Origin of the sequence: Colwellia sp. KU-HH00111, assembly GCF_040362745.1 — a bacterium.
Taxonomy (GTDB): Bacteria; Pseudomonadota; Gammaproteobacteria; order Enterobacterales; family Alteromonadaceae; genus Colwellia.
Genome location: NZ_BAABWO010000001.1, coordinates 643,682 through 668,417, shown reverse-complemented (window position 1 = coordinate 668,417; position 24,736 = coordinate 643,682). Strand labels below are relative to the sequence as shown.

At 38.8% G+C, this 24,736-nt stretch carries 20 protein-coding genes and 1 other RNA gene; 5 read left to right on the top strand and 16 right to left on the bottom strand.

The annotated features are described in order from the left end of the window. Nucleotides 1-75: 75 nt before the first annotated feature. A complete protein-coding gene (serA, locus tag ABXG98_RS02945; RefSeq protein ID WP_353537183.1) occupies nucleotides 76-1,311 on the top strand; it encodes a phosphoglycerate dehydrogenase in 1,236 nt (411 codons plus the stop codon). Nucleotides 1,312-1,422: 111 nt separating this feature from the next. Here serA and maiA read toward each other — a convergent pair whose 3' ends face one another. From maiA to ABXG98_RS02895, 10 genes are all read right to left on the bottom strand, one after another. Beyond that, complete coding sequence (gene maiA / locus ABXG98_RS02940; protein ID WP_353537182.1) at nucleotides 1,423-2,064, bottom strand: maleylacetoacetate isomerase; 642 nt, start codon at nucleotides 2,062-2,064, stop codon at nucleotides 1,423-1,425. An 18-nt stretch (nucleotides 2,065-2,082) separates the two neighbouring features. Continuing rightward, nucleotides 2,083-3,069, bottom strand: a complete 987-nt coding sequence (locus tag ABXG98_RS02935) for a fumarylacetoacetate hydrolase family protein (RefSeq protein WP_353537181.1) — start codon at nucleotides 3,067-3,069, stop codon at nucleotides 2,083-2,085. Between the two features lie 1,086 nt (nucleotides 3,070-4,155). Next, the gene (gene tyrR, locus ABXG98_RS02930) at nucleotides 4,156-5,718 is read right to left on the bottom strand and encodes a transcriptional regulator TyrR (protein ID WP_353537180.1); all 1,563 of its coding nucleotides are present in this window, start codon (nucleotides 5,716-5,718) and stop codon (nucleotides 4,156-4,158) included. Between the two features lie 555 nt (nucleotides 5,719-6,273). Beyond that, the gene (locus ABXG98_RS02925) at nucleotides 6,274-6,612 is read right to left on the bottom strand and encodes a 4a-hydroxytetrahydrobiopterin dehydratase (protein WP_353537179.1); all 339 of its coding nucleotides are present in this window, start codon (nucleotides 6,610-6,612) and stop codon (nucleotides 6,274-6,276) included. A 115-nt stretch (nucleotides 6,613-6,727) separates the two neighbouring features. After that, nucleotides 6,728-7,540, bottom strand: coding sequence for a phenylalanine 4-monooxygenase (gene phhA, locus ABXG98_RS02920; RefSeq protein WP_353537178.1), 813 nt, complete (start codon nucleotides 7,538-7,540; stop codon nucleotides 6,728-6,730). 191 nt (nucleotides 7,541-7,731) lie between these two features. Next, nucleotides 7,732-8,847: a YcjF family protein gene (locus ABXG98_RS02915; protein ID WP_353537177.1), complete on the bottom strand. Its 1,116-nt coding sequence runs from the start codon at nucleotides 8,845-8,847 to the stop codon at nucleotides 7,732-7,734. After that, nucleotides 8,844-10,328: a YcjX family GTP-binding protein gene (locus ABXG98_RS02910; RefSeq protein ID WP_353537176.1), complete on the bottom strand. Its 1,485-nt coding sequence runs from the start codon at nucleotides 10,326-10,328 to the stop codon at nucleotides 8,844-8,846. The genes ABXG98_RS02915 and ABXG98_RS02910 overlap by 4 nt, the downstream gene beginning before the upstream one ends. A gap of 197 nt (nucleotides 10,329-10,525) precedes the next feature. After that, nucleotides 10,526-11,008: a hypothetical protein gene (locus tag ABXG98_RS02905; RefSeq protein ID WP_353537175.1), complete on the bottom strand. Its 483-nt coding sequence runs from the start codon at nucleotides 11,006-11,008 to the stop codon at nucleotides 10,526-10,528. A gap of 103 nt (nucleotides 11,009-11,111) precedes the next feature. Continuing rightward, the gene (locus ABXG98_RS02900; RefSeq protein WP_353537174.1) at nucleotides 11,112-12,032 is read right to left on the bottom strand and encodes a class I SAM-dependent methyltransferase; all 921 of its coding nucleotides are present in this window, start codon (nucleotides 12,030-12,032) and stop codon (nucleotides 11,112-11,114) included. A gap of 96 nt (nucleotides 12,033-12,128) precedes the next feature. Further along, entirely contained in the window at nucleotides 12,129-14,753 is a 2,625-nt protein-coding gene (locus ABXG98_RS02895; RefSeq protein ID WP_353537173.1) for a TonB-dependent receptor, read from the bottom strand. A 658-nt stretch (nucleotides 14,754-15,411) separates the two neighbouring features. Here ABXG98_RS02895 and ABXG98_RS02890 point away from each other — a divergent pair. The 3 genes from ABXG98_RS02890 (at nucleotide 15,412) to ABXG98_RS02880 (ending at nucleotide 17,045) form a co-directional block, all read left to right on the top strand. Next, nucleotides 15,412-16,044, top strand: coding sequence for a primosomal replication protein (locus ABXG98_RS02890; RefSeq protein WP_353537172.1), 633 nt, complete (start codon nucleotides 15,412-15,414; stop codon nucleotides 16,042-16,044). An 85-nt stretch (nucleotides 16,045-16,129) separates the two neighbouring features. Continuing rightward, nucleotides 16,130-16,399 carry a late competence development ComFB family protein gene (locus ABXG98_RS02885; RefSeq protein WP_353537171.1) on the top strand — a complete coding sequence of 90 codons (270 nt, stop codon included), beginning with the start codon at nucleotides 16,130-16,132 and terminating at the stop codon, nucleotides 16,397-16,399. 160 nt (nucleotides 16,400-16,559) lie between these two features. Continuing rightward, nucleotides 16,560-17,045 carry a universal stress protein gene (locus ABXG98_RS02880; RefSeq protein ID WP_353537170.1) on the top strand — a complete coding sequence of 162 codons (486 nt, stop codon included), beginning with the start codon at nucleotides 16,560-16,562 and terminating at the stop codon, nucleotides 17,043-17,045. Between the two features lie 132 nt (nucleotides 17,046-17,177). Here ABXG98_RS02880 and ffs read toward each other — a convergent pair. The 3 genes from ffs to ABXG98_RS02865 form a co-directional block, all read right to left on the bottom strand. After that, nucleotides 17,178-17,274: signal recognition particle sRNA small type (gene ffs / locus ABXG98_RS02875), an RNA gene on the bottom strand. A 171-nt stretch (nucleotides 17,275-17,445) separates the two neighbouring features. Next, nucleotides 17,446-18,411, bottom strand: coding sequence for a DUF3014 domain-containing protein (locus tag ABXG98_RS02870; protein WP_353537169.1), 966 nt, complete (start codon nucleotides 18,409-18,411; stop codon nucleotides 17,446-17,448). A gap of 39 nt (nucleotides 18,412-18,450) precedes the next feature. Then, nucleotides 18,451-19,341, bottom strand: coding sequence for a LysR family transcriptional regulator (locus ABXG98_RS02865; RefSeq protein WP_353537168.1), 891 nt, complete (start codon nucleotides 19,339-19,341; stop codon nucleotides 18,451-18,453). Between the two features lie 129 nt (nucleotides 19,342-19,470). Here ABXG98_RS02865 and ABXG98_RS02860 point away from each other — a divergent pair, with 129 nt between their 5' ends. Further along, nucleotides 19,471-20,973 (top strand): CoA-acylating methylmalonate-semialdehyde dehydrogenase, encoded by a 1,503-nt coding sequence (locus ABXG98_RS02860; protein ID WP_353537167.1) that lies wholly within the window; start codon nucleotides 19,471-19,473, stop codon nucleotides 20,971-20,973. Nucleotides 20,974-21,067: 94 nt separating this feature from the next. Here the strand turns inward: ABXG98_RS02860 and ABXG98_RS02855 are convergent, their stop codons facing one another. From ABXG98_RS02855 to dbpA, 3 genes are all read right to left on the bottom strand, one after another. After that, nucleotides 21,068-21,931, bottom strand: coding sequence for a tRNA-uridine aminocarboxypropyltransferase (locus ABXG98_RS02855; protein WP_353537166.1), 864 nt, complete (start codon nucleotides 21,929-21,931; stop codon nucleotides 21,068-21,070). Between the two features lie 71 nt (nucleotides 21,932-22,002). Continuing rightward, on the bottom strand, nucleotides 22,003-22,860 hold the full coding sequence (locus ABXG98_RS02850; RefSeq protein ID WP_353537165.1) for a DUF2884 family protein: 858 nt from the start codon (nucleotides 22,858-22,860) through the stop codon (nucleotides 22,003-22,005). Nucleotides 22,861-23,107: 247 nt separating this feature from the next. Next, nucleotides 23,108-24,541, bottom strand: coding sequence for an ATP-dependent RNA helicase DbpA (gene dbpA, locus ABXG98_RS02845; RefSeq protein ID WP_353537164.1), 1,434 nt, complete (start codon nucleotides 24,539-24,541; stop codon nucleotides 23,108-23,110). Between the last annotated feature and the right edge of the window lie 195 nt (nucleotides 24,542-24,736).

Below are 24,736 nucleotides of genomic sequence, written 5' to 3'. Positions count from 1 at the left end.
TAAACGTTTTTTATTTAGCTGACTTTTATTTAGCTGACAATGTAAACATCAACTTTAATAAGCGAAGCCATACCTATGACTGACACCAAAAATTCATTAGCAAAAAGCAAGATCAAAATTCTATTACTTGAGGGTGTACACCAAAGTGCACTTGAAGAGCTAAGAAATAAAGGCTATTCCAACATTGAATACCTTAAAACATCACTGTCGAATGAAGAGTTAATCGCCAAAATTGCTGATGTACACTTTATTGGTATTCGCTCTCGAACTCAATTAACTGATGAAGTACTTAGTCAGGCTAAGAAGTTAGTTGCTATTGGTTGTTTTTGTATTGGCACCAACCAAGTAGATATTAAAGCGGCACAGAAATACGGTATTCCAGTATTTAATGCACCTTTCTCAAATACTCGTTCGGTTGCCGAGTTAGTGTTAGGTGAAACCTTATTACTACTACGTGGTATTCCAGAAAAAAGCGCTAAAGCTCATCGTGGTGAGTGGCTTAAATCGGCGGTAGGTTCATTTGAAGCACGAGGAAAAACCTTAGGTATTATTGGTTACGGACATATTGGTACCCAACTCGGTATTTTAGCTGAAACACTGGGTATGCGTGTTCGTTTTTATGATATTGAAACAAAGTTGCCTTTAGGTAACGCTAGCCAAGCACCGTCATTAAGTGCCTTATTAGGAGAAGCTGACGTCGTTAGCTTGCACGTACCTGAAACACCACAAACACAAGACATGTTTGGCGCTGCTGAATTCGCTGCAATGAAAACAGGCGCAATTCTGATTAATGCTTCACGCGGTACTGTGGTTGACATTGACGCGCTTGCCGAAGCTCTTTCTGAGAAAAAAGTGGCGGGTGCTGCTATTGACGTGTTCCCGGTAGAGCCTAAAGGCAACAATGAAGAATTTGTATCGCCATTACGTGGTTTTGATAATGTTATTTTAACGCCTCATATTGGTGGTAGTACCAAAGAAGCACAAGAGAACATAGGGTTAGAAGTTGCGAGTAAGTTAGCAAAATATTCTGATAATGGTTCAAGCTTGTCTGCGGTTAACTTCCCAGAGGTATCATTACCTGAGCATGTCAACACGAGTCGTTTATTGCATATTCACCATAACCAACCTGGTGTGTTAACCAAAATTAACCAAGCCTTTGCCGAGCACAGTATCAATATTGCAGCGCAATACTTACAAACTGACAGTGAAATTGGTTATGTGGTGATTGACATTGAATCAACCAATAGTGCCAAAGCGCTATCTGCGCTTAAAGGCATTGAGGGTACAATTAGAGCAAGAGTATTGCACTAGTCATATCACTATTTTAAAGCCTATCTCAGTGCTTTTTCAGGCTGGAATAGAAACTTTTATATAAAAAAGAGATCATTTCGATCTCTTTTTTGTATAAACCATATACCAAAACTATAACTGTGCATCTTTTTGATTTTCAGGAAGTGCAAGTTGGAATGCTTCGAGCTTATTACAGTTGTCTACCACGCGATTAATGTATGGATAAGCGCTCATATCAACATTAAATCGATGGGCATTATAGACTTGAGCCACTAAACAAATATCAGCAACCGTTATTTGATCTTCAAAACAATAACAACCGGCAGTTTTCACAAGCTGCTTTTCTACTGCGTTAAAGCCAATGGTCATCCAATGATCAACCCATACAGACTTTGCTTTATTTTCAAGTCCAAGCGCATTAGCTAAATATTGCTGCACCCGTAAATTATTTAGCGGGTGAATCTCGCAGGCAATATCTAATGCAAGGGCTTGAACCTTTGCTTTAGTTTGAATGCTATCAGGATATAAAGATAAACCTGTGCCTATTGCTTCAATATAATCAATAATTGCCAAAGACTGATGAATTGAAAAATCACCATCAACCAAAGTAGGAACAAGCCTATTGGGGTTAATGGCAACATAACTATCCTTGTGCTGCTCACCACCATTTTTGACTAAATGAACTGAAATAGATTCAAAATCAATCCCTTTTAAATGCAAGGCAATGCGTACCCGATAAGCCGCAGTTGAGCGCCAGTAGCCGTATAGTTTCATGTTTTTTGCCTTAATTTATTAAGATTTATATTCAACTACCCTCTGGTCGATCGCACCAAAGATGCTATCTCCGTTGCTATCGAACATTTCAATACGCACCTGGTCACCAAATTTCATAAACTCAGTACTCGGCTTGCCATCGGCAATTGTTTCAAGCATGCGCTTTTCTGCTAAACAGCTTGAGCCTGCAGAACGATCATAATTTGATATGGTGCCAGAGCCAACAATACAGCCAGCCGATAACGGACGAGTTTTTGCAGCATGGGCAACAATAGTTGGAAAATCGAAAGTCATATCAACGCCACAGCTTGGCTGACCAAATAGTTCATCATTTAAGTGTGTTGTTAAAGGTAAATGTAATTTGGCGCCATCCCAAGCAACACCCAATTCATCAGGAGTAATAGCTACAGGAGAAAATGCACTCGATGGTTTAGAACTAAAAAAGCCAAAACCTTTGGCTAATTCCCCTGGTATTAAGTTACGTAGGGAAACATCATTAACAAGCATTAACAGTTTAATATGTTGTGCCGTTTGTGAGGTTGATGCGCCCATAGGTACATCATCGGTGATCACCGCAACCTCAGATTCAAAATCAATACCATAGCTTTCACTAGCAACCGATATATCATCACGCGGCCCGATAAATGCGTCTGAGCCACCTTGATACATTAATGGATCTGTCCAAAAGGTTTCAGGCATTTCAGCATTACGAGCCTTGCGCACTAATTCTACATGGTTAACGTAAGCACTACCGTCAGCCCATTGATAAGCTCTTGGTAATGGTGACTCACATTGTGCTTGGTCAAAATCAATAGAATTAGCAATATCCCCTTGATTTAACGCCTGATAGATTTGTTCTAATTTTGGGGATATTTCGTGCCAGTTATCTAATGCTTGCTGCAAAGTATTGGCAATATCAGCCACCACTACCGCTTTATCAAGACTACGGCTGACAACAACTAGTTGCCCGTCACGGGTGTTATTTTTAAGTGTAGCTAATTTCATGAATAACCTTTTTGTCATAGTATGTCAGTTATCTAAATACTGACACGGGATTAAAGGTTTAATATTACGAGCTTTTAAACAAAAGCTACAAGTACTGAGTAAAGAGAGGTAAATGAAGCGTGGAAAAAATTCTTTACATAGTTTTTTCCACTTAGATTACACGATGCTTATTTTTCCTATGTTCGGTGACTTGGGCTGAAACTGACCTTGTCGTGAAGTGGTTATTGCTATTGTCTAAATACCCTACTTCGATGGGGTTCAATTGTAGGGGGTAGTTCATTGCCCGCTTTTTTGTCAGACTAAAGTCCGCCCTACATTGTATTGAGTAGTTTTCAATTGTAGGGGGTAATTCATTGCCCGCTTTTTTGTCGGACTAAAGTCCGCCCTACATTGTACCGAGTATTTCCAATTGTAGGGGATAATTCATTGCCCGCTTTTTTGTCGGACTAAAGTCCGCCCTACATTGTATTGAGTAGTTTTCAATTGTAGGGGGTCATTCATTGCCCGCTTTGCTGTCGGACTAAAGTCCGCCCTACATTGTATTGAGTACTTTTCAATTGTAGGGGGTAATTCATTGCCCCGTGTTTGCTGTCGGACTAAAGTCCGCCCTACATTGTATTGAGTACTTTTCAATTGTAGGGGGTCATTCATTGCCCGCTTTTTTGTCGGACTAAAGTCCGCCGTACATTGTACTGAGTACTTTTCAATTGTAGGGGGTAATTCATTGCCCCGTGTTTGCTGTCGGGCTAAAGTCCGCCCTACATTGTACTGAGTAGTTTTCAATTGTAGGGGGTAATTCATTGCCCCGTGTTTGCTGTCGGACTAAAGTCCGCCCTACATTGTATTGAGTACTTTTCAATTGTAGGGGGTAATTCATGGCCCGCTTTTCTGTCGGACTAAAGTCCACCCTACATTGTAATGAGTATATCCAATTGTAGGGGGTAATTCATTGCCCGCTTTTCTGTCGGACTAAAGTCCGCCCTACATGATGTGCGCTTTGTCGGGGTTAATTCATTGCCCGCTTTTTTGTCGGACTAAAATCCGCCCTACATTGATTCCAGTCGCACTAGCTGAGCGCTAAACAAGTTAAATCTTAACGGTTTTTTTGTTGATATCATATTCACGTAACTTGTTGGCAATAGCGGTATGGCTTAAGCCCAACTTTTTTGCGAGTTGTCGGGTACTGGGGTAGGCAGGGTAAAGTTTACGCAACAAATCAGCTTCAAAGTTTTTAACGGCAGCATCGAGTGTTCCTTCAAATTCTTGCTCTAAATAGCCATGTTCCCGTGTATATGCGGGTAATTGTAAATGAGTAACTTCAAGTTCATCACCTTCAAGCAAGGATGTTGCTCGGGTTAATACATTTTCTAACTGACGAACATTACCCGGCCATGGATAATGTTCGATAAAATCTCGACATTCGTCGGTTAGCTTTAAATTAACTCTGCCTATACGCTGTCCTGCAAGAGCAATAAATGACTCCGTCAGAGGCAAGATATCACTACGGCGTTCACGAAGAGGTGGAATCATTAAACCGAAAACATTTAACCGATAATACAAATCTTCTCGGAATTCCCCTATAGAAACTAAGTGAAGTAAATCTTTATTAGTTGAGCTGATAATGCGCACATTAACGTTAACTTCCTGTTCAGAGTTAACCCGTCTGAAGCTGCCATTTTGAATAACACGTAATAATTTACTTTGTAGCTTAGTCGACATTTCGCCTACTTCATCGAGAAAGACACTACCGCCATCAGCAAGCTCAAAAATACCGCGCTTGCTATGTTCATGATCTTTTTCACCAACACCAAAGAGTTCCGACTCTGCTACATCATCGGGTAATGCCGCACAATTAAGGGTCATAAATGGTTGTTCGCTGCGTTCGCTCGCTGCATGACAAGCACGTGCCAATAATTCCTTGCCGGTCCCCGTTTCACCAATAATCAAAATGGATGAATCAAGTTGAGACATACGTTTGGCTTCGCGAATGACTTTACGCATCCCACTGCTGCTAGCCTGAATGCCAGCAAACGAGTTTTCATTAGGTTGCTTGAAGGCATTAATTTGCTGGCCAAGGCGTGCTTCAGATTTTAAAATAAGTACAGCACCAGCTAAAATTTGTTTATTATTATCGATTGACTCTTCACTAGCTACAATAATGGGTAGAATATCGGCAACAAAATCTTCACCTTGGAACTTCAAACGCCGCGTTTGTGCTAATACATCATCACTATCTAACCAACGAGTAAAGTTAAAGCCTTTTAACCATTGACTGACATGCTGGCCTTTTACATCATCTTCTGCACATCCCATAATAGTTGATGCTATATTGTTGACTATGCGAATATTGCCTTTAACATCGAGTGAAATAAAGGGATCTGGGAATGTTTTAATCAGAGTAACCAGCTCGTTTCGTTCACGCTCAGATGGCATATAGGGAGCGGTTCTTACATCACCAACACCTTCTAGTAAACGAAGCTGAGGCATAAAGGCTTGTAAATCAGCAAATTCTAAATCGGGAATATTGATAAATATTCGACCGGGTTGCTTTAACTCAATGCCACGAACATTTATTTCATGTTCGACAAAAATACCTAAGACTTTTTGCCCCATTCCTACACGGTCATGGCAAGTGATTTCCAAACGCATGCAACCCCCCTTCCCCAAATTTCAAAAACATTATTGTAAACTAATTTTTACAATAAAAAAGCCTTAATAATAAAAATTATTAAGGCTTACTAAAAGCTTTTCTGACGGAATACGCTACACGGATGTAGCTTATTAGAGAATGCAGGACGCATATTCTCCTGAATTCCGCCCTACATTGTACCGAGTACTTTTCAATTGCACGGGGTAATTCATTGCCCCGTTTTTTGTCGGAGTAAACTCTGCCCTACATGGGTTTGTTCTTTGTAGGGGTAGTTGATTGCCTCTTTTTTGTCGGACTAAAGTCCGCCCTACATTGTACTGAGTACTTTTCAATTGTAGGGGGTAATTCATTGCCCGCTTTTCTGTCGGACTAAAGTCCGCCCTACATTGTACTGAGTACTTTTCAATTGTAGGGGGTAATTCATTGCCCGCTTTTCTGTCGGACTAAAGTCCGCCCTACATTGTACCAAGTATTTTCAATTGTAGGGGGTAGTTTATTGCCCGTTTTTCTGTCGGACTAAAGGCTGATGCATAGGTATGGAGCATAACGGTTAATTACATCAATTGATCTGTTTTTGCTGCACAAATAAAATCATTTTTATGTAAACCACCAATAGCATGTGTCCACCAAGTAACGGTTACTTTTCCCCATTCAAGTAAGATAGATGGATGATGAAACTCCGCTTCTGCTAGCTCACTCACTTTATTAGCAAAAGCCCAAGCAAGTTTATAATTTTTAAATTTGTATTCGCGTTCAAGCATCATTACATTGTCTCTTACTTGAGGCACCCAATCAGGGATTTGTCCTAATAACTGTGTTAATTCATTGTCACTTACTTTAGGGGCATCTACTTGGCAAGCTTCACATTGTTGTGCGGATAATTCATTGTTCATTCTATATTCCTTAATTTATACTCAACATTTGATTGAGTGCATTATATTGTCTTTAATTTATTTCTTTAATTTTAAGCTTTCTATCTTAATTAAATACTTAGGTGTTACTCACGTGTCAGGCAACATCTTTAGGCGGAAATTTAGCTGTGAATAAACCTAAGGCCTTTGCTTCTTCTACCAGCGCTAAAACATCTTCAACTTCTAGTTCTCGAATACGGTCCAAATCACTTACTTTATTTAACATGTAATAAACCGGCTGCATAATATCGATACGGTACGGCGTTCTTAATGCGTCGAGGACTTTCTCTTTATTTAAGACCTTACGTTCGACATTTTTATCCGTCAGTGCATAATCAGTTTCGCTGGGAGAAGATAAAATCCCGCCACCATATATGCGAAGCCCTTGCGGGGTATCGAGCAAACCAAACTCAACCGTAAACCAATATAAGCGAGCTAAAAACACTCTCTGCTCTTTGGTTGCATTTAAGCCCATTTTTCCGTAAGCCTGCGTATAATTGGCAAAGGAAGCGTTAGTAAGCAATGGGCAATGTCCGAATATTTCATGAAAAATATCTGGCTCTTGTAGGTAGTCTAATTCTTCTTTGCTGCGAATAAAGGTGGCAACCGGAAATTTCTTTTCTGATAACAGCTTAAAGAATTCACCAAAGCCTATGAGCGCAGGAACAGGATGACATTGCCAGCCAGTGGTAGCTTTTAATACTTTAGAAACATCGTTAAGTTGCGGCACGCGATCCATGGGCAATTGTAGCTTTTCTAACCCCTCAATATACTCATCACAGGCTTTATCTTTAATATGAGAAAGCTGACGAGTGATCAGTGTTTGCCATGTTTTATTTTCTTGATCCGACCAATGGATAACGCCCTGTTCGTCAGGATGTTTTGAAACATACTTTGTACCCTTTGCCATTACTCTAGCCTTTTGCTGTTATCTTCGTTGCATTTATCTTAAGACAATAAGTGAAGATAAGGGAAGCAATAGAAAACGGACAAAAAACGAGCACAAATAATTATTGTAAAGTAATTATTACAACAAAAAATACAGTAACGTTTGAACGAAACTGCCAAAGCATGATGGATCATGCTTGCGGCAGAAACGGTTTAAACTTTACGGCTGATTAAACCTTTAATAGTTGTTAGCATTTGCTTGCGAACATGGGTTAACTTAGGTTTCTCTTCAAACTCAATGGGGCGACATAGTTGCATTGTTTTCAAACCCAACCTAGCAGTTAACATACCAGCGCCTAGTCCTTGTGCTAATCGACCCGAAAGTTTTCCAAGTAGATCGGCGCCGATCATGTCGGTACCAAAATCTGCAATCAGTTCACTTGCTCCAGCATAGACCATGTTAACAAACACTTGCCTGATCAATTTAATTCGACTCCAATAGCCAAGTTTTAAGCCATATAGTCCGGCAACTTTATTGATCATTCTTAAATTTCGCCACAATATGATTAACATATCAATAATAGCAACAGGGCTAAGTGCAACTAACACAACGGCTTCGGTTGAAAAACGCGCAATTTCAGCCATGGCTTTTTCATCAACTTTTGTTAATACTTGCCTTGAATAAAGCTGTAATAACTCGTTTGGACTATGGTGGCTATTTAAAGCGTCTTGCCAAGCTTTGTCGTGCTCTATTTCTGTTTCCGATAGCAAGTCACAAGGCAAGCTTTCGGTTATTTTTTGACAAAACCTTTCAACATCAAGTCGCTCTGTTGGTTTTACCTTATCGGTATCGTAAACAGCGAGTAACTCGCTAGCTTGCTGTTTTAGTTTTTCACGGCGCTTAAATTGGCGTAATGTTGACCATTCCCCCAGTAGCGTTGACGAGGCTAACACTATTAAACAGGTAAATATCAAGGCATACATACTAGTAAGTATGGGTGATTGTTCAAAGCCTTGAGTAAAAAAGTCAAACGCTTCAACGCCAACTATAATAGTAAATAAGACCAAAACAATTCGCCATAACCAGCGAGGACGGCTTTTCTTCCCTTGAGATGATAGAGTGTTGGCTAATGCTTGCTGAGAAGACTCTGCGGGTAAATCGGGTGTTTCATCTACCGCTAAATAATCTAAATTATCAAAAATGACCTGTTTACCCTCATGGCTCTCTTTAAAGTCACTATTTTCATTAGAGCCACTAAGATCATTGTCGGAAAATAAAATCTGTTGTTGATGCACTTTTTTATCTGAGTGATCATTCGATTGGGTCATAACATTTTATCCGCTAGCAAAAATTGTAATACCTGATCCATACGAATATGGGGTAACGCTTGGTGTTTGTCCATACCGCTCATCGGAGCAAAGTTTATAAAGTTAAAGGCACTTTGTTGCCAAAAAGCTGTTTCAGGCAGTTTTTCTGGCACAGAGCCAGGGAATAAGGTGATCTTTTCGCGGACACTTTCATCGCGGGTAATTTCATCTCGGCTAGTTTGTTCACCGATAACCTGCTTTTCTGCGGACGGGCTAGTTGCAGAGGCTTTTGACTTATGCTTTTCCCTAAAACCTTGAATAACTGATACTTGTTGTCCTTTATGCACACTCTTACCTGAATTTGTGCTTTTCACAGCAGCAATAGCGAGTGTTTTCATTTCAATCGCTTCAAAATTAAGTTTATGCTTACTGCTATAAATTAATTGATTGAGCAGCGATACCATTGGTGCATGCTGCTCTGATGTTACATGATCAGCCTTTGTTGCCGCAAATAACAACTTATCTATTTTCGGTGAGAATAAACGGGTAAACAAACCTGACTTGCCGTAACTATAGCTTTCTAGAATCATATCAATGGCTAGCTGCAAATCAGCAAAGCTTTCAGGGCCACTATTATCAGAGCAGGCATTTAGAGGTGTTAAACAATCAGCTAACACAATTTGTCGATCAAAACGTAAAAAGTGCTGACGATAGAATTTTTTCACCACCTGTTCTTTATACTCAATAAATCGCGCTCTTAACATCCCTATAAAGCTGTCGTCGCTGGCATTTTGGTAATCATTACCATCAATATCAATTAAGTTTGGAAAAGGAAAAAACTCTAAAATCGGCGCACCAGCTAACTCAGCTGGCAGAATAAATCGCCCTGGCTGGATAACACTTAAGCCTAATGTATAGCGAAAGGTATGCAAAAGCTCTGTGTATTCTTTTGCTAATTCAGCTAATAACTCTTCATCAGCAATGGCAAAGGGGTCAATAGTAGCCACTTTGGCTAAAAAACCTTTGGCGTATTTATCACGAGGGGCTGCGGTCAGTAAATTATGCATTTGCTTAGACCATTGCTCATAAGTTTGCTTAAGCATGGGTAAATCAAGCAACCACTCGCCAGGATAATCTGTTATATCTAGGGTTAAAGTAGCCATATCCGCAGCATATTTTAACAATGAACTTTTAGGCTGATAGCGAATAGCAAGGCGTAACTCACTTATACCATGCGTTGGCTCTGGCCAAGTTGGTGGCTCACTGGTAAGTGAGGTTATGGCTCTGTCATAATCAAAACGGGGAATGGATAAGTTTTTCTGGGCAACCCGTTTTGCGGCAATAAAACTACCTTGATGAACGGGGTCAAAAAAGCTTAACTTACTACCATTGCCTTCATTAATTAACTGATTGACCAATGAGGTTATAAAGGCTGTTTTGCCACTTCGACTTAAACCAGTAACCGCTAGATTGATATGTTGATCAAACGTGCGGTTTAGCAACTCACCGGCTTTGTTTTTTAGTTTATCTAATCGTTTAATAACTTAACTCCGTATATTTCCAGACAGGCTTAGTGAAAAGAGGGTAAAATGCCACCTACTACTAGCTTTTACACTAAAAACTCTGTCTAAAACTATACCCTAAAAACACGCTCTTAGCCTATACTCATGAGTACAGCTATTTAAAGAATATTGCGAGATTAGTTAAGTTTACATTCTACGTTTTCTTCTTTCCAAACTACCGGCTCCCAATATTCACCCGTACTTAATTTTGATCGGTTCTTTCTAATATATTTCGCACCTAACGCATATTTTTTATTTCCTTGAATATTTAATTCAATAAACTTATAGTTTTTTGCTTCACCTCTACGCCGAGTCAAAGAGTTTTCTCTTATATTTTCAATGACTTTTACTACATGCTTACCTTCAGATAAGGTAAAAGCTCGGCTTCTGCTTGAAACAGTAACGCCATCAATAGAGTTAATACTGGCAAAATGAATACTTTTAGTTTTTGGCGGTTTTTTACTTAAAATAACAACACCACAACGGTTAGCATTAGCTGTAGCATTTTTACTGACTGTGGCTGTGGTATTTGTACTCTTTTTTGTGGCGGTAGTCTCGGCAACTACTTGAGACATTGGTATTAGCGTTAATAACGCAATAGTTAAAGACTTAAATTTCATTTGTTTTCCTTCACATTCAAATTAAACAGGGTTGCAGTATCGCTAATAGTGAGTTATTTCTCAACTATATAAGGCTCTTAAATGTAACAGTACATTTTAAAATTTACATTTTAATCGCACTTATCTTATAAGCTATGCACCCATCATCACTTAGAATAGGAGCTTGCGTTATATCATTGAAGCCTAAACTTAGTAATATTCGTTTCACATCATCGCTCTTTTCAGGCGTAATAGCGGCATTGACCATAGCGTTAAGACGCATTTGATAGTCTTGCATTTCTTTGCTAAAGGCCCTAAAGGCATTAAGCTTCTCTTGGGTTGTAGGTTTTAATACAAACTTCAAAAAAGATATAAAATCACCTTGATAAAAAGTAGTAGTAAATTTTTCTGCTAACTCTGCTAAGCTTTGGTTTAGTTCTAGCCGCCAAGTTTCTGACTCATTAGCGTTATGACCATCACCCTGCTTTTCAAGCGCTATAATTAAGTTCTCAAGTTTATCGACTACCCCTTGGTTTTGGTGCATTTCCTTTAACATCAATAATTCTCTCTGGCTGCGCTGAATGATATCAGAGCCTACATGGTGACAAAGAAAATCAATTCTTCCGCCTGTTTTAAGCACTCTGGAAGCTTCAGGAAGCGATACTGATAACTCACTATATTCAATACCGAAATTGGAAATAATCGCATTAAATGTATTTTCATAAAAGGGTAATTGTTCTATATTTTGATTAAACACTAATGAAACATTCGCTAGGTTTGCTAACTTTTGGTCAGCTGAAACTTCTGCGTAATCTACCCCAGTAAAAGCCATTGTTGAAAAATTATCGAGTCCTTGCTCTGCTAGCCTGATTAAAGAAGCATTGCCTGTACATAAATCTAAAACAGCATCACCTTGCTCCATTTTATCAAACACTTTATACCATTCACTCTTTATAATACCTTCATAACAGTCTTCAAAAGTATTTCCAAATGATGTTTTATGCCCTTGTGACCAATATTGACTCCAAGGCTTACTGCTAGTCATAACTATCCTCAATTAGTTCTCTTCAATAATCATATATAAAAAAGCCGGCACAAGTGCCGGCTTAAATTCTTTATGCTAATTAATTAGCAATAGCTATTAGAAGCTGATTGTATAACTAATGCGGTAATCACGACCGAAGTTATTGTATAAGTCTGGATCGTCATACGCACCAGTAGAAGTTAATACTGGGTCTTCATCAGTTAAGTTATTAACTGTGAAACGAACTTTACCGTAATCGCCTGCAAAGTAAGTGTATGTTAAGTTGTGAATTAACCAAGAATCTAATGTTCCTGACGTTTCCCAAATACCATCAACTTGCTTTTCAGTTTCTGAAGTAGAGCTAGTGTAGTTAGAGTTCCATGCAACAGCATGATCTCCCATTGACCAACCTAACGTTGCTACTGCTTTATAATCAGGTTGACCTGACCAACCAGCTGAATCAACAATTGCTCCACCTTGCTCACTATCGTAAGTTAGAGTAAAGCTGTTAGTCATATCAAAAGAGAAATCACCAGCTTCAGTTTCTAAACTTGCATTAAAGCCTAAATCGATACCTTCGATATCAAAACCAATTCCGTTAAAGAAACCAGTACCTGCTTGAATTAATTTACTACCTGGACCTGCTGTACGCATTAAGTAGAAAGTTAAGTCGCTTGTATCAGTATCAGGGCTAACTGCTGTGATTTTACCCGCTGCTTCATCTGAGAATAATGCTTGTACAGATTTAGTTTGGATTACATTATCAATTGACAAGTTGAAGTAATCAACTGTTACGCCAACTGAATCAGTGATATCCCAAGATAAACCTAAGTTAGTGTATTCTGAAGTTTCAGGACCTAAGTTAGGGTTAGATTTATACCAAGTATCGTATTGTTTCTCAGTAGTATCACCCGCTGCAAAATCCTGCGCGTCTTCAGCACTGAATGAATCAACCGCATTCAACTCATCAAGACCTGGAGCACGGAAAGCTTCAGAGTAAGATGCACGAACAACTACGTTTTCAAGTGCTTGCCAACGAACAGCAATTTTAGGTGCTACGTTATCACCAAAATCTGAATAATCATCATAACGAACTGCAATATTAACTTCCACATCGTCAGTTACAGGTAAAACACCTTCGTAAAATAATGCTGTAATGTCACGAGCACCAGATGAAGAATTACCTGCTGAACCACCTACACGGCCTGCTTCCGATTGACCATCATAAGTATCTGCATAAGTAATCTCTTGATATTCAGCACCAAAGTAATGCGCTATGTCACCACCATCAAGTGTACCCATATCAAAACCGATACCTGCGAAGAATTGATCAAATGTAGACTCTGACTCTTGAAGAGTAGTAATCTTCATGTTGGCAATACCTTCTTCTGAACCTAGAGGAATGCCATTTGCTTCATTGTATGCAACACCGCCGTAGCTCAAGTAGTATTGACCAACAGATTTGTTATCTGCAGTGTTTCTGTGGTAGTAAACTTCCCACGATGCATTATTCCAATCAAGGTCACCACGTAAACCAGTTAAGTAATCTTGGTTATAATCGTCAACATTACCGTCACGGTTACCAATGCCTACCCAACGGAAGAAACCTTTAGTGCCATCAACACCAAATGGGTTATGTTCATTGTCTGCGCCAAAATCATCCCAACGTGCAGCTGGTGGAGCATAGCGACCAAAAGAGCTGTTTTGTACGAACATTGCACGGCCGAACCATTCAACGCCATCAGCTACTTCATAGTTTGCATCAACAAACACAGTATTACGATCGATTGAAGCTTTGTTATAAGACACGTTAGCATATGCAAACATACAGTATGTCGCACCTGGGTTACCCCAGTCATTATCAGCAGCAACTTTAGCGAAAGTATCGCTACCATACTCTGCAATTAAATTATCACACTCAGGTGAAGCTTGAGCATCTACCCAATCAGGTGTAGCTACAGTAGCACCGTAAATACTCCAACCGTCAGTTTCTTCGTAGGCTTGAATTTCACCATCGCCGTTAAAGTCAGTCATTTTAGCTTTAGTGAAGTCACGAGCACCGTCAGAAATACCTTCACGTTTTTGATGGTCAAAAGCAAAAGTAATATTACCTTTATCTGTTGAGTAACCACCAATTACAGAGAATTCTGAAGAAGTTGTACCTTCATCACGATCACGTTGACCAGCACCAACACTAAACTCTAAACCTTCATAGTTCTTTTTAAGAATAACGTTAACAACACCAGCAATAGCGTCTGAACCGTATGTAGATGAAGCACCATCAGTTAAAATTTCGATACGCTCAACGGCTGCCATAGGAATAGCATTTAAGTTAGCCGATTGGCCACCTAAAGTTGGAGAACCTGGTAAGCGCTTACCATCTAACAATACTAAAGTACGCTTAGAACCAGCACCACGTAAGTTAATTGTTGCTTGAGATTGAGCTGAACTACCTGATCTTTCAGAAAAAGAACCAAATGAGTTAAATGTGCTACCACGTAAGGCATCAGCTACAGTGAAGTTACCTTCAATTTTCATATCTTCAGTTGTGATTACTGTAACTGGCGAAGCACCTTCAAGGTCACTACGTTTGATACGAGAACCGGTTACTTCGATTTTTTCAATTTCTTCTTCAGCGCCTTCTTCTGCTGAAAATGCTGTTGTTGAAACAGATGCCGTTGCAGCTGCGCCAAACATCATGGCAAGGCGGATAGCCTTAGCTACTTTGCTATTGTTATACATGTTTACTCCCTGGATCACATTCGTGATTGGTTGTTATTTATTTGTTTATTTTAATCAGTTTCGAAACTATTTTGCCTCGTAAACTTTTTTGAACGGGCCTAATGACCTGATCTGTCCTCTACGATATTAAACGGGATCGTCGCACATCGTCAACACCATTTGTTGTCAATTGTTAATATTTTTAACAAGTTTACATAACAATCAATATTTAAAAAATTAAAATATAAAACACATTCAAACTTAAGCATCAGATAAATAAGTGTTTTATCAGATTTATGTATATGAATCTGATAGTGAAAGCTTTTATAAAAAAGATCATTGATTTTTAGCTATAGAATCAAATAGCACTTTCCTAAAACTCAAGCAATACCTTAAATAACAACAACTTAATATTAACCACCTGATTTTAATAATATATTATCGTTTTTATAAAACTATTTACAAAAAAAAAATAATTTATATAATTCAGTAAATTAAAGATTAAATTTTTTATTTGTAAACAAAAAATGACAAATACAATTGTTTTAGTATTACTTAATTACGACAATTATTATGGAAATTTAAAATTTACATTAATTTAACCAATTGATAAGTACATTTTAAAACAGAGTGTTATAGTGTTGTCCTTATTCAGTTATTCTTATTGTTTAGGTAACACATGAACTCGATTGAGCGTTTATCGCTTTTATTAAAAACTCTCGATGTTAAAGCAAAACAAACCGATGCGCGAAACTCTAAAGTTAAAGCTCATCGCTTGCTTGAGAATAACAATTTATTTTCTGCAACGCTTTTTTCCAGCCAAAGCGATCAGTTTCAACCTTATATTAGAGAAGTGCAAAGAAGAGTTGCGGAGTTCTCACGTTTAGTCAACGCCAACCAAATCGAACTTTCTAAAGTGCTATTACTTCAAATAGAACAGCAAATTGCTGCTATATCTACTGCTCTAAAGGCGAATGAAGTTATGCATCAAGCCGCTGAATTAAGTTTTGACGCTAATAATAAAGTGCGTATAAAAAAAGCTAAAATCAAACAAGCTCACAAGTACCAAGAGCTAACTAAAAAAGTGATGCTCTCTAGCCATCAGCTTTACCAAAAACTCGCAGAGCATCATGAATTCGAACGACGGTTAATGGATATGGTTGCAGAAAGAGAACTTAGTCGCGCAACGTGCAAAAGTGAACAAAGCGCAAAGTTATCTACTGAGGTATTAGCTTTACACCAACGATTAGGACGTTGTCGTAAAGCTATTTCAACCATTGAGCGAGACATTGAATTAGCAGAGAAACGTTAATGGCTTTTTAACAATAATATTCGCATTTTGCCAAATCTCAGGTTACTCTTAAAAAATACTCGTACAATTTATCAAGAAGGCGTTTATGAACATATCTGACGACATCCACAATTACTATGAAAAACTGGTGATAGAGTATTTTGCTTTGTCTAAATTTGATGAAAAATATGATGATGACTTTATTGCAGATTTATTTTGTGTGGTGTTAAACCAACTCCCTACACGTTATATTCGCCACGAAGTAGATATGGCATTTTATTTACCTGCCTCTGAACGTTTTGAAATGGAATCTAAAGTCAAAAAAGCCGTGAGTAAAGCGGTAGAGTTTATGAAGTCTCACCGAGCAACTAGCTAATCCCAAAAGGTCACAATAACTTATATTACCTCGTTTTAATTAATAGTATTTTTCCTTACGCTTTATAATTAGCAAGAATATAATTGATTTAAATCAAGTGCGCTTATTAATTATTTCGTATGCTATTTTTACTTACTAAAAATAGATAAAAGGTACCGTTATGACAGACATCAACACAATACTATATGCGACTGATCTTGGTAAACATACAAGACCAGCATTTCGCATGGCAGTTAGCCTAGCGAAACAAAACAATGCCAAGATCCATTTTCTATATGTAATAGAACCAATGAACCCCAATACTGCATCAATAGTAAATGCTTACATGCCAGAAGGAACTATAGAAGATTTATATCAACGTTCGGTGGATGAGTTGCATAAAAAAGTGAATGACCGAATTGAAAAGTTTTGCTTAGAAGAGTTAGACGGCCAAGCATTCCCTGGAGGGAAACCCGTTGCCGATATTATTGAAGGCTCGCCTGCCGCAACAATCATTGGTATTGCTGAAGAAAGGAATGTAGATCTGATCGTTATGGGTAGTCATGCACATAGTGCTTTAGACAATCTGTTTATTGGCTCGGTGGCAGATAAAGTGGTTAATAGAACTACTAAGCCCGTATTACTCGTACCCCTTAAAAATGATTAGCACCATCGATAAAATTCGATTGAGATATATTTTTGGTTGTATGCTTAATTCTATATTGGGTTTTAACTTTTGCTGAATTGATATTGCGGCTTGCTAAATTAATACTGCGGTAACTTTAGAATTGGGTGGCAACCCTAGTAGCCGCACCTCGGCACATGAGTCGTCTGCTGCGGTTGCTTCCTTCCGGACCTGGCCGAGTTCACAGAGTATCATTGCGAGGGGACCAAAAGGGTCACCATAATGAACTTAAGCAAACTAGACGTTTTTAGTTTGCATCTAAGCGGCGCGAATTATCGCTAATCAAACCCGAGGATGCAAGCCCTAGTTTACTATTTTATGACAGGTTTCATCTGCATGAGGATTTTTTAAACGAATATGAGCTACCTGAACAATAATTGGATTAACCTTCACTGATGCCATTGGCTTGTTGTGCTAATTTTTCATGCAGCTCTAACAATACTGATTTCATTACCAATAAATTATCTTTGCCTAAGCGCAGTAAAAGTTTCTCGGTAGCGGGCAGCGCTTCTAGCTGAGGATCAGCAAACTTATAAACCACACTGGGTTGTATTAATTTCATTGGTGACTTGGGAACCTCCATATCTAATACACGAGTGATAGCATCCTGCAGCACTTGGGTAAAGTCATCATCGTAGCCCAACTCACTATATGCTTCATCAATCAGTGGTTTAACTTCTGTATACCACTGTACTAGGCTGTCACTATCCATAGACCTTAACAGCTCTATATATAAACTAAAGCGTTCACTTGAGCGTTCACTCCATTGCCAAACATTTTGCTTAATTGTAGCGCCTTCAGTACTTTGACTTGTTTGTTCAAAACTGGTACTTGATTTATCTGGGAAAAATTTGCCTTTAGGTAGTACAAAGGGGCTATGCTCATAAGCAAGGTTTCCTTGGGCAAAGTTATCAGTGAACACGACAAAACGGCGGATCATATCTTCATCAATGATCAACTGAAGTAATTCTTTACGCCACGTTATCTCGGGCAATTTCAACTTCAACCAATTATCGCTTTCATCTAACAGCGGCAATGGGTTTTCTTGAACAACACTAAGCTCTTCAATCTGCGATGTCGCAGCCGGTGGTATAACTACTGTTATTTCTTCAGTTTCTACCGGCGCAGGGTCTAGTATTTTTTCAGGTGTAGGCTCAACACTCACTGCAGGCTGGATTATAGGTTCCTGTGTCTTGGCAATGTCGGTATTACTCCCTGTAAATTGCCAAGCAACCCCTATGGCAATAATCACCAACAGAATAAAAGCAATTAAACCCCATGAGGCCTTTGCTGTATTCGTTGTATTTCCTTGATCATTCTCACTTAGTGATTGGTTTGAGTTATTCATATTCACCTATATACATACTTATTTTAACACCTACACTACTTACTCAGGCATCAGTAATTGTTTATTGTCTTGTGCTAACATTTTCAAATACTGCCAAACAGTTTCGACTTGAGATAAGCGTTTACTTTCTGGATGTGTGACTAAATAAAAACTACGTACCAGTTTAATATCATGATCGCATAGTTTAACTAAGCTAGCATCTTGTTCAGCTAAAAAGCAAGGCAAAACACCAATACCTAAGCCACTTTTTATGGCGCTATATTGGCTAGTAATACTGGTACTTTGAAAACTGGGTACAATATTGGCGTTTAATTCTTTCAAATAGGACAACTGTTCAGTGAACAACAGGTTATCAACATAGCTAACCCATTGATATTTAGATAATTGAGTTATGGACACAGCTTCATCTAAGTCTTTAAGATAGCTTGCATGGCCATATAATTGCAACTGATAATCACACAGTTTTGTAATAATTGTTGAGGTACTCTTTGGCCTTTCTACCGCGATAGCTATATCCGCTTCATTACGACTGATTTTAACATCTCGAGCAAAGTGTACTAACTCTATTTTAATATTGGGAAACTGTTGCTTAAGTTTAGTTAAGTGCGGGGCAATAAAAAAACTGCCAAATGCTTCTGTGACCCCTATTCTCACTCGGCCACTGTTAATATTTTTATGTTCTTTGATAACTTTAAGTGCTTGACCTGCGTCGAGTTCCATCCGTCTTGCATATTGCAATAGTTTAGTACCATCTATCGTCAGTACGTGGCCATCTACCGTTCGCTCAAAAAGTTTCGTTGCTAGACTCTCTTCAAGTTTGTGCAGTCGTCGTGATAAAGTTGAGGCATCAATCGTCAGTCGCTTGGCTGCAATAGATAAGCGCTCACTTCTCGCAAGTTCTAAAAAAAATTTAATATCATCCCAATTCATTGCACTAGCATAGCAACACTCAATTGTTTTTGCAAAAATGCAATATGCGTTGCACTTTTGCTTATTGCTCAATTATTGTTAAAAGACTATTTTAGTACTCATTGCAATTAACTTATCTTAAGGCTTGTCATGACTATTAGAGAAATTCCATTGATCATCAATGGCGAAAAAGTTCGTTCAACTACCGATACTTGGTTAGACGTTTTAAACCCTGCAACGCAAGAGGTTGTCGCTCGCGTACCTATGGCAACAAAAGCGGAAATAGAAGCGGCAGTTGCTAACGCAGCTGAAGCGTTTAAAACATGGTCAAAGGTTTCATTAACCAATCGCATGCGCATTATGCTAACGTTCCAACAATTAGTTAGAGAGCATACGCAAGAATTAGCCGAATTAGTCACATTAGAGCATGGTAAAACACTTCCTGATGCAGAAGGAGAAGTTGGCCGGTCATTAGAAGCAATTGAGAATGCTTGCTCTGTAACCCGTTTACAACTGGGTGAAATGGCAAACAATGCTGCAACAGGTGTGGATACATATACCTTAAACAAACCAATTGGTGTAGGTCTTGGGATCACAGCATTTAACTTCCCATTAATGCTTCCGTCATTTATGTTTCCGCCAGCCATTGCTTGTGGTAATACATTTATTCTAAAACCTTCAGAGCAAGCACCATCATCAACCATATTATTGGTTGAATTAGCCCTTAAAGCTGGTATTCCTGCTGGGGTACTCAATGTTGTTCATGGTGGACCTGATGTAGTTAACCAACTCATTGAAGCCGATGCTGTTAAAGCGGTATCATTTATTGGTTCAACCCATGTTGGCACACATGTATACAATCATGCGACTAAACACGGCAAACGCGCGCAATCAATGATGGGTGCTAAAAACCACATGGTGATCATGCCCGATGCTAATAAAGACCGTGCAATAAATGATTTACTTGGCTCTGCTTTTGGCGCTGCTGGACAACGCTGTATGGCAAACCCTGTGACCATTTTAGTAGGCAAAACCCGTGAATGGTTACCTGAAATTGTCGAACGTGCCAAACTAATGAAAGTGGGCCCTGGTATACAGCGTGATGCCGATTTAGGTCCAGTGGTATCTCCACAAGCTAAAGCACGTATCATTAGCTTGTTAGACTCTGGTGTTGAGCAAGGAGCGACGTTATTAGTTGACGGCAGAGATTGCCAAGTAGAGGGATATCCAAACGGTAACTTTGTCGGTCCAACGTTATTTACTAATGTTACTACTGATATGGATATTTATAAGCAAGAAATTTTCGGTCCTGCCCTTTGCGTATTAGAAGCAGAAACGCTTGAAGAGGCAATTGAAATCATCAACGCCAACCCTAATGGTAACGGCACATCAATATTTACTTCTTCTGGTTGGAATGCGAGAAAGTTTGAAAATGAAATTGATGTTGGTCAGGTGGGTATTAATGTGCCAATCCCTGTACCTGTGGCTTATTTCAGCTTCACCGGCTCTCGTGGCTCTAAATTAGGTGACTTAGGCCCTAATGGTAAACAAGTAGTCAGTTTCTGGACATATACTAAATCAGTCACTGCGCGTTGGTTTGAACCTGATCATCAAGACGGTACTGATATTCATACCACTATCAGTATGAAGTAAAAGCGGCTAGTATCGTAAACAAAGTTACGAGTGGTTAATAACAGACAACTCGTAACTTTCATTTTTTTTGCAACTCATAGCGCGTAATTCAACACTAAACACCACTCTCTTTTACAAACTTTTGATAATTATCTAATGCATTAACATTACCTTTATTACGCTGACAAACACTTTTTTGATACTGGTAATTAAACACATCAAACCATAAATCAAGCAGTTGAGCATTTCGCTTTTCACCAAACATTTCAAGCACTCTAGCTGCAACTTCAGCCGTTGAGAACTGATGTGCTAAAGCCGTTTTTCTTACCGTATAACGGGAGTCATCTCCTAACGGGGAGAATTCATCTACTTGGATGTCCTTTGCATCAGACGCAGTGTTATCTAAGGCTAATTGGGCTTGTAAAAAAGCTTTAGGATCAAACGAAAGCATAGGGAACTGGTCTAAATAAGGACTTTTACGAAACATTTTTTTTGCTTCCCGCCAGCTGCCATCAAGCATAATAAACAGTGGCCTTTTTCCCTGATCACACACTACATTTTGCGTTTGTACTTGACGTTCATCACCCGCGTATTCTTTGGGAAAAACCACATAAGGTTGCCATTGCTCATCATTAATTATTGCCAGTAATGCGTCATCAGGGTTTGTTCTAGACCACAAGAAAGCATACGTATCAGGTATTAAATCTGCAATGAGTTTGCCGGTATTACTGGGTTTTAATACTTCGGTATCATACATCAATAATAAAAAAGCCGCTTTTGTGTTAACGTTACTTTGCTGTGGCGCAATTGCACAAATGCAATAGGTTTTGGCCAAACGACATAAGTCACAACGTATAACTCTTTGACCTCTTGCTTTATAGGTGGTGGTGCTTAAGCTTAACCTATATTGATGTAATCGGTGAACGGCATGCATAAGTGATAAAATTAAAGATAAAAAAAGACCCAACAATGATATCACTGCTAGGCCTGGCTTTTAAATTAATTACCCAAATAAACAAATAAATAAACAAATAAACTTAAGTCTCGCGACTACATCAATCGCTTGTTTTGCTCTTGATGCTCAAGTGATTGCTGTACGCTGATCACGTTAATATTAGACATTGGTGAAATACTTGCCTTTAAGGCTTCTTCTAGTTGATCAATTTCTACAGCACCTACACACAAACTATTGGCTTTACGTTCAATTTTCTCAGCACGAAGCTCCATTTGCTGTTCTATGTTTTCACCAAACGCTTCCATACGCGTTTCAAAGCTATCTGAGTCGCCTCCTGAAAACATCATTTCTTGGCCTAATGAAACAAGTAAGTGACCCATTGAGCCCATCATCGCTTTTTCAATTGCGGTTTCAATACGTTGCTCAAATTCATTCCCTAATAATTCATCGTTCTCTAAACCATTGTCGCCAACAGTAAAGCCATGTTTAATGGTGAAACGTGTCAATACTTCGTCTTTAATAGCGGATAACTCTTGCGTTAAATCAGAGCCAACGTTATTGCCTTCACCAAGAAGTTCGTTAAATACCAAATTGACCCCCTCTAAGGCTAAGTCGACGCCTTCAATAGCAATAGCTCTAACTTCAGGCACCATGGCACGAATGCGAGAAGAATATTCAGCGACCAATACTTGTTGTGGTGCAGTTAAAACGACATCGTTACCGCCAATGCTTAACTGGTTATTTTCATCAATAACATAAAGAGCGTGTTGTCTATTATCTGGATCAAAAAATTCAATTGATGATTGATTAATGGTTAAACCTGCCTCAAGCTCAACATCACATGTCTCATGTTCATCATGCGCATAGGTGGCTGTAGAGACAAATATTGAAAATAAGGCGGCCGCAATAATCGATTTTGATGTTTGCATTGAAAATAAAGAGTGATTAATCATGATGGTACCTGCTAATTTAATATCGATGTTATGTTTTAGTTATCAAAAGTATTACAAGACTAATGCCAAAACAGATACAAAAAATAGTTACATATATATCAACAAGTTAAAAACAACAGTTTATTAAGGTATAAAGAGGGAAAACCAATATTTAGTGAAACACACTAAATATTGGTTGTTTAGCATGTCTCATTTTGGCATTTAAACATCCGTGCAAATAAAAATTAAGCCTTGATACTAATACACCTTATACAACTAAATGCCGAACCTTAAAGCTTCGTCCCTTCATTTTACCTTCGGCAAGTTTTCTTAAAGCATGCTTGAGTACTTTTTTATTTACCGCAACATACGAGCGTATATCCTGTACATGTATTTTACCTACGTCTTTACCGGTAATTTCTACGCCGCCCTTAGCTGAGGTGCTTTTTGCTGTTAGCGCACCTAAAATATCACCGGGTCGCACTTTTTGCTTTTTACCACCATCAATTTGTATCGTCGACATTTTTGCTTGTACTCGCGCATTGTTAAGTACATCAATTGATGGCAACAACCCGGGTTCGATAACACAATCAAGGCCATCTTCTATAAGACCGACTTTGTAGCGTTCTTTATCATTAAATAAAGAGATAGCCTTACCTTTAGCTCCTGCTCGACCAGTACGACCAATGCGATGAACATGAACTTCCGCATCATGAGCAATGTGATAATTAACGACTAGATCCAACGAATCAATATCCAAGCCACGTGCAGCAACATCTGTTGCAACCAAAACAACCACACTTTTATTAGCAAAGCGCAAAAGTGTTTGATCTCTATCACGTTGCTCTAAATCGCCATGTAAGGCCAACACACTAAAACCATCGTCATGCAATTGGTTACAAACCGCCTGCGTTTCTTTTTTAGTGTTACAAAAAACTACGGCGGATTCTACAGGGTTATCTAAGAGTAATAATCTTAATGCATCATAACGTTCACTGTCATTATCTACAGAATAAAATGCTTGAGTGATGCTCGAAGGCTCTTCTGTTGATGCAACTTGAACCATCACAGGGTCAGTCATAATACTCTCACTGATAGCCTGTATCTGTTTAGGAAATGTTGCACTAAATAATAATGTTTGACGATCGAGCGGTGTCCGTTCAATGATATTATCCAAGGCTGCTTCGAACCCCATTTCTAACATACGATCAGCTTCATCGAGTATTAATAAATTTAAATCGTCTAGCACCAATGTACCTTTAATAACATGTTCTTCAATGCGACCTGGTGTACCAACAATAATATGTGCTCCATGCTCTAACGAGCCAATTTGTGGCCCAAACGGGGTGCCACCACATAAGGTTAATACTTTGATATTGTGAACTGCGCGAGCAAGGTTTCTAATTTCTTTGGCAACTTGATCAGCAAGCTCACGTGTAGGGCATAACACCATAGACTGAATACGAAAACGCTTTACCTGTAGTTTTTCTAACAACGCCAAACCAAAAGCCGCAGTTTTTCCTGAACCAGTTTTACCTTGGCCAATCAGATCACTGCCTGCCAACATGGGTGGTAAACTTTGTGCTTGTATTGGCGTCATTTTTTGATAACCAAGCGAGATTAGGTTTTTCAATAAATCTTTATGTAAGTTTAATGATGCAAAATCCGTTGTAGTTTTGGTGTTTGTCTTTGGTTCGCTCAAGCTAGCTGCCTCTATATTGGTAAAATTATCTCTTCAAGTTATAGAAAACTTTAAAGGATAAGTAAATGAGCGCATAATAGCAGCAATTTCACCCTAGCCCTAGTTTAATAATATTTGAAGCTCCGAGAGAATATGGCTATTTTGAAAGAATAATGGGATACACTCGCGAGTAAACATAATCATGATGAGCAGCTA